This window comes from Bacillus sp. EA-CB0995, assembly GCF_055814245.1.
The window spans coordinates 4,232,501-4,245,365 of the sequence record NZ_CP169269.1; the positions used below are offsets into that span (position 1 = coordinate 4,232,501).

The window sequence follows — 12,865 nt, forward strand, 5'->3', positions numbered from 1 at the left end:
GGGTATCTAATCCTGTTTGCTCCCCACGCTTTCGCGCCTCAGTGTCAGTTGCAGACCAGAAAGTCGCCTTCGCCACTGGTGTTCCTCCATATCTCTACGCATTTCACCGCTACACATGGAATTCCACTTTCCTCTTCTGCACTCAAGTCTCCCAGTTTCCAATGACCCTCCACGGTTGAGCCGTGGGCTTTCACATCAGACTTAAGAAACCACCTGCGCGCGCTTTACGCCCAATAATTCCGGATAACGCTTGCCACCTACGTATTACCGCGGCTGCTGGCACGTAGTTAGCCGTGGCTTTCTGGTTAGGTACCGTCAAGGTGCCAGCTTATTCAACTAGCACTTATTCTTCCCTAACAACAGAGCTTTACGACCCGAAGGCCTTCATCGCTCACGCGGCGTTGCTCCGTCAGACTTTCGTCCATTGCGGAAGATTCCCTACTGCTGCCTCCCGTAGGAGTCTGGGCCGTGTCTCAGTCCCAGTGTGGCCGATCACCCTCTCAGGTCGGCTACGCATCGTCGCCTTGGTGAGCCGTTACCTCACCAACTAGCTAATGCGCCGCAGGTCCATCTATAAGTGACAGCCGAAGCCGCCTTTCAATTTCGCACCATGCGGTGCAAAATGTTATCCGGTATTAGCCCCGGTTTCCCGGAGTTATCCCAGTCTTATAGGCAGGTTACCTACGTGTTACTCACCCGTCCGCCGCTAACTTCTTAAGAGCAAGCTCTTAATTGGTTCGCTCGACTTGCATGTATTAGGCACGCCGCCAGCGTTCATCCTGAGCCAGGATCAAACTCTCCAATAAAGTGTTTGTCTAGCATCATAAATAAAAATTGACGTTTCACGTTGTTTGTTTCGTTCAGTTTTCAAAGAACTTATCCGCCGCTCAATTGCGACTTTCTCATGTTAGCATCTTTGTTTTTCGATGTCAACATTGTTTTTTACTTCTTTTTCTTTTCGCTTTCTGCTCTTGTGCATCAGCGACGTTTATTAATATAACACGGCCATTACAGAGGGTCAATACTTTTTATGAAAAATTTCACATCCCGTTTAAATACCACAAACCTATAGTTAAATTTCTATTTAAGAAGATCTCTATTGCTTCACTTCACCTCAACTCTACCCTTAGCTTATTATACGAAATACATCTCTATAACTTTATACAACATTCAACAAAAGGATCTCAATCATCCAAAAATTCAGAAATATATGCTATATTATCCTTATAGGAAGGTGAAGGGAATGAGCATTAAATACTCAAATAAAATCAATAAGATTAGAACCTTTGCATTAAGTTTAGTATTTATCGGGCTTTTTATCGCATACTTAGGGGTCTTTTTTCGAGAAAACATGATTATTATGACCATTTTCATGATGGTTGGTTTTTTAGCTGTCATCGCTAGCACAGGTGTGTACTTCTGGATTGGTATGCTATCAACAAAGACCGTCCAAGTTGTTTGTCCATCTTGCAATAAATCAACGAAAATACTTGGGCGAGTCGACGCTTGTATGCATTGCAACCAGCCGCTAACAATCGATCGTAATTTAGAAGGAAAAGAATTTGATGAAAAATACAACCGTAAAAATTACAAAGCCTAATGAAGAGTATGTGTTTACTTCTAAAAAAGAGAGGCTGACTTAAAATGTCAGTCTCTTAATCATTCTTATTACTTATTGCATTCTTGACAAACGCCGTAAATTTCTAAGCGATGACTATTGATTACAAAGCCAGTTGCTTTCGCAGCTTCATCCTCAATCTTCTCTAAACCTGCATACGGAAAATCTACAATTTTCCCACATTTTTCACAAATAACATGATAATGTTGGCTTGTAACGTAATCAAATCTGCTAGATGCATCACCATACGTAAGTTCTTTTACAAGTCCTACTTCTTTAAATACGCGTAAGTTATTATAAACTGTCGCAACACTCATATTTGGGAACTTACCTTCTAATGCTTTATAAATTTCATCCGCTGTTGGGTGCGCCATAGATTCCACAAGGTACTCTAAAACAGCATGACGCTGTGGAGTAATGCGTACACCCGTATTTTTCAACATTTCCAGCGCTTCTTTTAATTCCTCTTTGACCACCGTCATGCACCCCGATTCTATACGGATTATTATTTTATAATTCTTATAAAGAGTGTACTCCTTTTCCTTTCACTCGTCAACATTTCTACTATAACTATGTGGTTTTATTCCTCATCTTATATTCACTTCACTCTAACAAGCAATAAAAGTACGATTGGTGAGAACGATGGAAGCTTCATTTTATCCCTAAGAACCCGATTGGTTCAACTGGCCATCAGTGAGCGATAAAGCCTCCCACTGATAGAAGTTTCATTTTATTCTTATATGAGCCTGCCTTTTTTTATACATATGCATAAAAAAAGTGCGAGAAAAACTCGCACATGGAAAACTATCACCTGAGGAGGTATGCCCTACACTACTAACATATGAGAAATCCCCAAAAGTGTATAGACGCATGCCTTGTAATACTTCACTTATTATTTTACGCTACACAAGCTGGTAATAAAACTCCACCTCTATTGATGAAAATTTCATTTTATCCCGCATTAACGGGCAGTAAGACCCCCACCTTAAGATTCAAAGAAAAGCGAAGAAGATAGGTGGGGGGATAACTGCCCGTAAAAGCCCGATTGGTTCAACTAACCATCAGTGGGGGATGAAGATCCCCCACTGATGGAAGTTTCACTTTATATAAGACAAAACTTCCTCTACGTGACCTTTCACTTTCACCTTACGCCACTCTTTAACGAGTTCCCCTTCCTTATTAATGAGAAAAGTGGAACGCTCAATACCCATATATTCTTTTCCAAAGTTCTTTTTTAGCTTCCAAACATCATATAGTTCTGCTACTTCATGTTGCTCATCCACTAAAAGTAAAAATGGTAAATCATATTTTTCAATAAATTTCAAATGTCTATTTGCCGGATCAGGACTCACGCCAAGAATAACTGTATCTTTCTTTTGAAACACCCCGTATGCATCACGAAAATCACACGCTTCTGTTGTACACCCTGGTGTCATATCTTTCGGATAAAAATAAAGTACAACATGTTTCCCAAGAAAATCAGATAATTTCACTTGCTCTCCGTTGCTTGCTTCTAGCGTAAAATCCGGTGCCATTTGTCCTACTGTAACCACTTATAATCACTCCTTGTCTTTTTCTTCCACTATATCAAATATCATATCATTTTTCAGTTTCCATAACTGTTCGTACAACAAACGCAAATGGCATCGTATATCCTATTAGCGCTTCTACAATCGCGATCCAACGCCCAATTCCAATAGGAGTTACATCCCCATATCCGACTGATAGTAATGTAATCGCACTAAAATATAAACATACCTCTACAAGTGAAAATGAATGACTTGTTATCATCTTTCCATCTTCCTGTAATACCGAAAATCCACTTTCTTCTAGAACAACATAACTTAACGCAAATGCAATTAGTATGGTTGTATAAATAAGAAATAATGAAATAAGATTATACAAAGAGAAAAAACGATTTGATTCTCCCGCCGAACTCCATAACAGTTGTATACTTCGTAACACAGCAATCGCAGCAATAAATAAAATAATTCCCCATAACATGTCCTCCACCTCATTTTATTTGTATGAGGACAAAGATAGTTTTATCCCATCCTCAATGAACAATAAGACCTAGAGAAAGAAGACATAAAACAAATTAACTTTATTAATTTCCGGCACCACGATATCGTTTTACTCCTATATTCCAAACGAAAAAACCAATTGAGAAACAAATAATTCCAACCACAGGCGTTGCAAATGCGTAAGAGTTCCATTCTGTTTTTCCTAGAAAATAAGATGCTGGATACACACCGACAAAAGCAAATGGCAATATAAACGTTAAAATAAAACGAATGACGCGATTATAAATGTTAATAGGATAACGTCCATAGTTTCCGATATTATACATAAGCGGCATAATGGAACTTCTTGCATCTGACCAAAAACCAATACTTGCAAGCGTTACGAAAATCCCCCATATACCAGCGCACCGCCTAGTACCATCAATATAAATAAAAAGAAATCATACCAATGAAATGTTAATTGAAGCTGTACTGCAGCATATCCCATTACCGCAAAACCTGTTATCGCACCAAGAAGTGATTCCAGCTCCATTCGTTCTAATATGACTTGAAACAAACTGTGAATGGGACGTGTTAAAATGCGATCCATTTCACCTTTTACGATATAACGATCATTAAAGTCCCATATATTAAAGAACGCTGAAAAAACCGCAAATGGAACTAAGAAGAACCCATAAATAAAAATAACTTCCTCCCTATTCCATCCTTTCAATTCTTGTGTATGTCCAAATACAACAAGAATGAAAATTAAGTTTACTGCTTGTAACAATAAATCTGATAGTAAACCAACAATAAAATCGCCACGGTATTCTAGCTTCGTTTTTATATACTGACTTGCATATTGTAAAAACAACTTAAAATATAACATTTTCTCATCATCCCCCTTGCACAATCAGCCGTTTTCTCGCTGTTTTCCACATCATAACAATTGGAATAATGAGCAGAACCGCCCATGTTATTTGAAATAATAAAGCTTTATAAATTGCCTCACCTTGTATTCCTTCAGAAAAAATCATACTTGGAATGTAACTAATCGCTTGAAACGGCAAAAACATCATTGCTTTTTGAGTCCATAACGGAAAGAAGCTAATTGGGATTAATAGTCCTGAAAACAAATCGATAACGACACGTTTCGCATACATAATTCCATTATTATTAAATAAAAAGAACGTTAACATCCCTGTCATTAAATTGATTTGTGTATTAATGATAAAACTAAATAATAGCGATAGGAAGAAGTACAACCACGTTTGGAAATTCGTTGTAATTTGCAGTGAGAATAACAATGTAACGATTACCATACCTGGAATAGAAAAGAAAGCAAATCTAAAAATCCCTTCCCCTAACCCTTGCATCACTTTCATACCTAAATAGTTATATGGACGAATTAACTCAACTGCAACTCGCCCTTCCATAATTTCCATCGCAATCTCTCTGTCAATGTTATTAAAATAAAAAGCACGGGCCATCCATGCAATCGCGATATATGTTGTCATTTGTGTAACTGATACACCCTCGATATTTTCTTTCCCACTATAAATCGCTTGCCATAAAAAATAATATGCTCCGATATTAATTGTATAAATGATAATACCGCTATAATAGTTTGATCGATAAGCAAGCATCATTAAAAAACGGACGCGAATCATTTCAATATACTTACCCATGAGTTATGCCCTCTTCATAAATATTACGAATGATTTCCTCCGTAGATACTTCATTAATTTTTAAATCTTTAATTGCAAAAGTTTGTACAACTTTTGATATAAGAGTGGAAATAATAATTTCTTCATTCGGAATCTTGGCGATCCATGTAGTTTGTTCTTTTTCTTGCGACCAAACTACATCATTATCAGGCATTAACATCGCAAGCTGCTGATAAGTAACAGGAGTTCCAAATTGAAAATGTATTTCCTTTTCTGCTCCCCACTGCGATCTTAGCTTGTCTAAAGATCCGTCATACATTATTTTTCCTTCATCTAACATAACCACACGATCACAAAGCGCTTCAATATCTGTAATATCATGTGTCGTTAATAAAATTGTTGTTTTATATCGCTCATTCATTTCTTTTAGAAAATCACGGATTTTCAATTTAACAAGAACATCCAGTCCAATTGTTGGTTCATCTAAAAATAATAACGGCGGATTATGAATTAATGCTGCCGCTAATTCGCAGCGCATCCGCTGTCCAAGAGATAGCTTCCGAACTGGCTTGTCCAAAAGCGGACCAATATCTAACGTTTCAATCACATGCTCCATATGTTCTTTATATTGCTGATCAGAAACACCATATACTTTTTTTAACAAACGGAAGGACTCCTGCACAGCAATATCCCACCAAAGCTGCGAACGCTGCCCAAACACAACACCAATCGTTTTCACAAATTCTTCCCTTTGTTTGTGAGGATTCATGCCATTCACAGTGATCTGTCCAGCGGTCGGTGTTAAAATACCTGTTAGCATCTTAATAGTAGTGGATTTACCAGCACCATTTTCACCAATATATCCAACCATTTCCCCTTGCTTTACAGTAAACGAAATATCATTTACTGCTGGCACAATCTTATAATTACGATTTAATAAATCTCGAAACGCTCCTTTTAATCCTGAGCGGCTTGAGTACGATGTAAATTCTTTTCGTAAATCTTTTACTTCAATAACCGTCTCCATACTCATTCTCCTTTCTGTTTCTCCCTAACAAGCAACACCTTTTATTTTCATATGATATAAAGATCAGCGAGCTTTTGCGGGATTTCCCTATGGACTCGCTTCATTTAACTAACCATCAATGAAGCAGATAATGCCGACGAAAGTTTCATTTTAGCACAACGAATAGTTTACCCAACAGTAGCAACTATCACAAACAATACGTCTTTTCCAAAAACGTGTTAAAATAATACATAGATTTTTGTAAGGAGATGAATTTTCGTGAAATTCACAAAATCGGAAGAACTACATAAAGAAGCATTAGAACATATCGTTGGTGGTGTAAATAGCCCTTCTCGCTCTTATAAAGCGGTTGGCGGTGGATCACCTGTTGCAATGGAGCGCGGTAAAGGCGCTTACTTTTGGGATGTAGACGGCAACAAATATATCGATTATTTAGCAGCATACGGACCAATCATTACAGGTCATGCTCATCCGCACGTAACAGAAGCAATTAAAGTAGCTGCTGAAAATGGTGTATTATATGGAACACCAACAGCTTTAGAAGTAAAGTTTGCAAAAATGCTAAAAGAAGCTATGCCTGCAATGGATAAAGTACGTTTCGTAAACTCTGGAACAGAAGCTGTTATGACAACAATTCGCGTTGCTCGCGCTTATACAGGTCGCACGAAAATTATGAAATTTGCTGGTTGCTACCATGGACATTCTGATTTAGTACTTGTAGCGGCTGGCTCTGGTCCTTCTACACTCGGTACTCCGGATTCTGCGGGTGTACCACAAAGCATCGCACAAGAAGTAATCACAGTTCCTTTTAATAATGTAGAGACATTAAAAGAAGCATTAGATAAATGGGGACATGAAATAGCAGCAATTCTTGTGGAACCAATCGTTGGGAACTTCGGAATTGTCGAACCAAAACCTGGATTCCTTGAAAAAGTAAATGAACTTGTTCATGCAGCAGGTGCATTAGTCATTTACGATGAGGTTATCACAGCTTTCCGCTTTATGTATGGTGGTGCTCAAGACTTACTTGGTGTAACACCAGACTTAACTGCTCTTGGCAAAATAATCGGCGGCGGTCTTCCAATTGGCGCTTACGGTGGTAAAAAAGAAATTATGGAGCAAGTAGCACCGCTTGGCCCTGCTTACCAAGCGGGCACAATGGCTGGAAACCCAGCTTCTATGGCTTCTGGTATCGCATGCTTAGAAGTACTTCAACAAGAAGGAGTATACGAAAAACTAGATGAACTTGGAGCAATGCTTGAAAAAGGTATTTTGGAACAAGCAGCTACACACAACATCGATATTACAATAAACCGCCTAAAAGGCGCTTTAACAGTATACTTTACAAAAGATAAAATCGAAGACTACGATGCTGCACAAAACACAGACGGTGAAATTTTCGGTAAATTCTTCAAACTAATGCTTCATGAAGGAATTAACTTAGCACCATCTAAATATGAAGCATGGTTCTTAACAACAGAGCATACAAAAGAAGACATTGAATACACGATTGAAGCTGTTGGCCGAGCATTTGCTGCATTAAAATAAAGTGAAACTTCCTTTTGGAGTGTTCTTCTCCAAAAGGTTAGTTGAACCAATCAGGCTTTTACGGGCAGTTATCCTCCACCTATCTTCTTTGTTTTTCTCTGAATCTTGAGGTGGGGGTCTTACTGCACGTTAATGCGGGATAAAGTAAATCTTCCATCAGTGGGGGTTCTTTATCCCCCGCTGATGGTTAACCAGTTGAGCGTATGCCAGTAGTAATTCCCTCACCTAACTTCTTTACTTTTTGCATAACTTTGAAATGAGGATATTACTACCAGTAAATAGAGGTATAACACTCAACTAAATAACAGTGAATCTCTTTTGTCATCAATAATTAGTTTTTCATGGAACAATAAAATATATTGCCCATTAGTGAAATAAAAAACAGAGGTCCCCCTCTGTTTTTTTATTTTTACTATTTCATAAATTATGAATTAATAGTATAATTATTCATAATTATTTGTTTTTAGTCTTGAATAACAATTTATTATCTTAAAATATTAGGTGTCGCACACCTTTAATATTTTGACTATTCAAAATTCACACCAGAGGGGGCTTGACGGATGCTAAATAAAACAAATAAATGGACACCGTCTTTATTTCAAAATTATGCAAATGCAGAGCATGACGCGTGTGGAATCGTTTCCGTAATGGAAAAACGAAACATTCCAACGAAAGAAAACATTAATCTTTGTATACAGTCGCTGGTGAAAATGAATCATCGTGCCGGATTTATTAATAATGAAGGTGACGGGATTGGAATTCATATTGATCTTCCAAAAACACTTTGGAAAGAAAAATTAACTCAAAATGGTTATAATCCAACATTAGTGGACCATCCTCACTTTATTGTTGGACATTTTTTTCTACACCAAAAAAAGGATACAAACTCCTTACAAAATTATATTCGTTCCTTGCTGCATAAAGAAAATCTAACTATCGTATTTGAAACTAGCACCGTAACAAATTCTGATGCACTCGGACCTATCGGCAAACAGGAAGAACCACTATTTTGGCAAATTGCTATTGTTCCGGAAAATCAACATGAAAAGATTGATCAATTATTATTCTCTCTAACGATAGAAATTGAAAAAAATGAAGCAGTTCATGTCGCTTCATTCAGTCAAGATTATGTTGTTTATAAAGTACTAGGAGCTGGCGATACGCTTGTATCATACTATGACGACCTGCGAAATCCACTTGTCGCATCTACAATGACACTTGGGCATAACCGTTATTCTACTAACACATTATCTAACTTTTTTCGCGTTCAGCCATTTAGTATTCTTGGACATAATGGAGAAATTAACACAATTGCTAAGCTGCGCGATCAAGCTGAAATGATTGATGTACCACTTACAATTGGCGGCAGTGACTCTCAAGATTTAAACCGCACTCTAGAAACACTTCTCACTCATTACAACTACAGCTTATTCGAAGCAATGGATATATTATTTCCGCCAATTATTAATGAAATTAAATTATACAAGCTGCATATGCAAGACTTATATACGTATATACGTGAAGCTTGGGGACATTTTGCTCAAGGACCCGCTGGAATTATTTCACGACATAAAGATGAAGCTGTTTTTAGTGTAGACTCCCTTGGCTTACGACCAGTTTGGAAAATAGAGACAGAAAATTCTTATATTTTTTCATCTGAGCCAGGTGTTATTTCTCCATCAGAATATGTTGCAGAACCAAAATCACTTGCTCCTGGAGAAAAAATTGGGTTAAAGCGGAATGCACAAGGCGAGCTTATTTTATACGAATACGATGTATATCAAGAGGAAGTATATGCACGTATGAAACAGCGAATTGACTTTATCGACTATCGTTATCATCTACATCTTCCACCAACAGAAGAGCTAGATAACCTTGCTTCAATTACTGAAGTCAAAACAGAACAATACGCAGCATTTGGCTGGGATCGCGAGCATATTCAGCTTCTCGAACAAATGGCTGAAAAAGGCGCTGAGCCAATCCGTTCTCTCGGACATGATGCTCCTCTTGCAGGACTCGATATAGGCAGAAGAAATATCGCTGACTTTATAAAGGAAAGCGTTGCTGTTGTAACAAATCCTGCTATTGATCGCGATCGAGAAATAGAGCACTTCTCTACACGTACAATTGTAGGAACACGCCCAAATCTGTATGCCACAGAAGAACAACCATTTGTTGTAGAACTTCCGAGCCCAATTGTCTTAGAAGGAGAACTCGGACAGCAAGCGGCAAAGTATTTAGAAACAGTAACATACGAACAACTCGTCCGTATGTTTGCTCTGCATAGCACTGTCTATAAATTATCTGGAACATTTACAGCGGATGAAACTTTATATACTGCACTTAATCGACTAGGAGCAGAAGCTGTAACAGCAGTAAAAAAGGAGCCTCTCTTCTCGTATTTGACGATGCAAAGGCTCATCAAAACAACCAATTATGGATTGATCCGCACCTAGTCACAGCAAAAATCCATAACGAACTTGCAAAACATAAACTCCGCCGTGATTGTGCAATTGTCGTACGTTCTGGAGCGCTTCGTTCTTTACATGATATTGTAACGTTATATGGTTTAGGGGCAGATGTTATAAATCCGTACCTTACATTTGCAACAGTAAATGATGGAACAGAAGAGCCTCTTCTAAACTTATATCATGCATTCAATAAAGGACTTGAAAAAGTCATTTCAACACTTGGAATTCATGAATTACGAGGCTACGGTCGCCTCTTCTCCTCCATTGGTCTACACGAAGAGATTGCACGTATACTGGATATTACAAACTTTCTTGGATCTGATACATTAGCTTTTTCACTAGAAACATTAGCTGAAGATGCAAAAGCTCGGGCAATGGATTATACAAACGAAAAAGCAAAAATACGAAAAACGTTTCATCTATTCCCACGAATTTGGAAAGCAATTGGGGACATCGCAAAAGGGAATGCCTACGATGACTATCGTGAAAAACTAGAGGAATTAGAAGAAAAAAATCCAACAACAATTCGTCATCTCATAAAAATAAAGGAAACAAATCATAAAGTTCCAATTGAACGCGTTTCAATTGCAATAAAAAATCATAGCCTACCATTTATTATTAGCTCGATGTCATTCGGATCACAAAATGAAATTGCCTTCCGTGCTTACGCTGAGGCTGCTGACCGCTTAAATATGATTAGTTTAAACGGTGAAGGCGGCGAAATTAAAGATATGATTGGCAAATATCCACATACACGTGGACAACAAGTTGCATCAGGACGTTTTGGCGTCAACGCTGAATTGCTCAATTCCTCTAATTTAATTGAAATAAAAATTGGGCAAGGAGCAAAACCCGGAGAAGGCGGACATTTACCAGGCTCAAAAGTAACGGCAAAAATTGCAGAAGCGCGAAATGCAACAATTGGTTCGGACTTAATCTCTCCTTCTAATAACCATGACATTTATTCGATTGAAGATTTAGCACAAATGATTACAGAAATTAAAACGGCTAATCAACATGCAAAAGTTGCTGTTAAAGTTCCTGTTGTCCCTAATATTGGAACCATTGCGGTAGGCATCGCTAAAGCTGGTGCTGATTTTATTAACATTAGCGGTTTCGACGGCGGGACAGGTGCAGCTCGTATTCATGCCTTGCAACACGTTGGTCTTCCTGTTGAAATTGGTGTAAAAGCTGCTCATAATGCTCTATCAGAAGCTGGGATGAGACATCATGTAGAAATTTGGGCTGACGGTGGTATCCGCAGTGCTGCAGATGCGTTAAAAATAATGCTTCTTGGTGCAAATCGCATTGGCTTTGGTACACTTTCTATGATTGCCATCGGTTGTACGACATGCCGCGGCTGTCATTTAGATACATGTCATGTCGGAATTGCAACGCAAATTGAATCAGAAGCGCAAGCGAAAGAACATGGTCTGCGCCGCTTTGTGCCACGAGATTTTGAAAGTGCTGTAAAAGGATTATTGAATTTATTCACAGCATTTGGAACAGAACTAAAGCGATTAACAGGACAGCTCGGTCATGTAAACTTACAAGAAATTGTCGGACGTTCCGACTTATTAGAACAAGCACACGGCCAGCATTTGCTAAATTTACATTACCTATTACAAACATTAGAAGATGTCACGTACGATGCTCCGCAAACAACATCACAACAAAAGTGTAGTGAGACTAATTATGCCATTGAATCAAAAGAACTTGTTAGTGTTGGTGTCGATCAGCGCGTAATGGGCGGCATGGAATCTTGCTACCGCGTGCGCAGTAAATTATATGAAAATCATGTATTAGAGCCAATCACATTAAAATACACAAATGGTTCCGTTCCAGGAAATGGTTTAGGTGCCTATAATAGCGAAAATCTGTTCATTCATGTCAACGGCGGCGCGCAAGACGGCATCGGAAAAACAGCTTTCGGAGGCGGTATTTACATTACAAAAACAAAAGGAAAAGACAGTAAATACTATAACGGTTCTGTTGGAAAAGGATTCGGATACGGAGCACAAAAAGGATCATTATATGTACAAGGAAATGCTGATGCTAGAGCTGGAATTCGTCTATCAGGTGCTGATATGATTATTGGCGGAAGAATGACAACATCACTTTCGAAAAAAGAACATGGAAATATCGGTGTTCACGCTAATATAAAAGGATTTGCTTTTGAATACATGACAAATGGTCGCGCGCTCGTCCTTGGTGACCCTGGTCCATGGATTTGTGCTGGAATGACAGGCGGAGTTGTATACTTACGTCATCAGCCTGATCTTGGATTAACAGAGCAAGCACTAGAGCGACGAATTGCAAAAGGTGCTAACGTTACGCTTCGTCCACTCAGTAAAACAGGAGAATCTGATGTAAACGAACTATTATCGGACTATCTCCGCGTGCTAAAGGAACATGAACAATATGAAGAAGTTGCTCTTCTTTCACCTTTGCTAATAGATCTGGATTCTCATTTCTACGAAGTAATTCCAGCAAAAGAGCAAGCAGATCCGTCTGTTTCAACAGAGTAAAAT

At 38.4% G+C, this 12,865-nt stretch carries 7 protein-coding genes, 1 rRNA gene and 2 pseudogenes (1 of these 10 only partly in view); 3 read left to right on the forward strand and 7 right to left on the reverse strand.

Annotation, left to right across the window (positions count from 1 at the left end; genetic code table 11):
* Positions 1 to 806, reverse strand: a 16S ribosomal RNA gene (locus ACEWFJ_RS21760) (it extends 746 nt beyond the left edge of the window).
* 437 nt (positions 807 to 1,243) lie between these two features.
* Here ACEWFJ_RS21760 and ACEWFJ_RS21765 point away from each other — a divergent pair.
* Positions 1,244 to 1,600, forward strand: a complete 357-nt coding sequence (locus tag ACEWFJ_RS21765) for a YgzB family protein (protein ID WP_473689880.1) — start codon at positions 1,244 to 1,246, stop codon at positions 1,598 to 1,600.
* A 68-nt stretch (positions 1,601 to 1,668) separates the two neighbouring features.
* Here the strand turns inward: ACEWFJ_RS21765 and perR are convergent, their stop codons facing one another.
* From perR to ACEWFJ_RS21795, 6 genes and pseudogenes are all read right to left on the reverse strand, one after another.
* Complete coding sequence (perR, locus tag ACEWFJ_RS21770; protein ID WP_429707706.1) at positions 1,669 to 2,094, reverse strand: peroxide-responsive transcriptional repressor PerR; 426 nt, start codon at positions 2,092 to 2,094, stop codon at positions 1,669 to 1,671.
* Positions 2,095 to 2,715: 621 nt separating this feature from the next.
* Entirely contained in the window at positions 2,716 to 3,171 is a 456-nt protein-coding gene (gene bcp / locus ACEWFJ_RS21775) for a thioredoxin-dependent thiol peroxidase (RefSeq protein WP_473689881.1), read from the reverse strand.
* 46 nt (positions 3,172 to 3,217) lie between these two features.
* Complete coding sequence (locus tag ACEWFJ_RS21780) at positions 3,218 to 3,622, reverse strand: ion channel (protein ID WP_429760866.1); 405 nt, start codon at positions 3,620 to 3,622, stop codon at positions 3,218 to 3,220.
* A 103-nt stretch (positions 3,623 to 3,725) separates the two neighbouring features.
* Positions 3,726 to 4,510 (reverse strand): annotated as a pseudogene (locus ACEWFJ_RS21785) (ABC transporter permease).
* Positions 4,511 to 4,517: 7 nt separating this feature from the next.
* Entirely contained in the window at positions 4,518 to 5,309 is a 792-nt protein-coding gene (locus ACEWFJ_RS21790; RefSeq protein ID WP_154709356.1) for an ABC transporter permease, read from the reverse strand.
* Complete coding sequence (locus ACEWFJ_RS21795) at positions 5,302 to 6,315, reverse strand: ABC transporter ATP-binding protein (RefSeq protein WP_473689882.1); 1,014 nt, start codon at positions 6,313 to 6,315, stop codon at positions 5,302 to 5,304. Before ACEWFJ_RS21795 ends, ACEWFJ_RS21790 begins: the two co-directional genes overlap by 8 nt.
* A 252-nt stretch (positions 6,316 to 6,567) precedes the next feature.
* On the opposite strand from ACEWFJ_RS21795, the gene hemL reads away from it, so the two are divergent.
* A complete protein-coding gene (hemL, locus tag ACEWFJ_RS21800; protein ID WP_473692643.1) occupies positions 6,568 to 7,863 on the forward strand; it encodes a glutamate-1-semialdehyde-2,1-aminomutase in 1,296 nt (431 codons plus the stop codon).
* Positions 7,864 to 8,423: 560 nt separating this feature from the next.
* Positions 8,424 to 12,862, forward strand: a pseudogene (locus tag ACEWFJ_RS21805) (glutamate synthase-related protein).
* The last annotated feature ends 3 nt before the right edge of the window (positions 12,863 to 12,865 follow it).

Coding starts and splice junctions, on each gene's coding strand:
- ACEWFJ_RS21765 (WP_473689880.1), top strand. CDS start 1,244: ATGAGCATTAAATACTCAAATAAAATCAATAAGATTAGAACCTTTGCA.
- ACEWFJ_RS21780 (WP_429760866.1), bottom strand. CDS start 3,622: ATGTTATGGGGAATTATTTTATTTATTGCTGCGATTGCTGTGTTACGA.
- ACEWFJ_RS21790 (WP_154709356.1), bottom strand. CDS start 5,309: ATGGGTAAGTATATTGAAATGATTCGCGTCCGTTTTTTAATGATGCTT.
- ACEWFJ_RS21795 (WP_473689882.1), bottom strand. CDS start 6,315: ATGGAGACGGTTATTGAAGTAAAAGATTTACGAAAAGAATTTACATCG.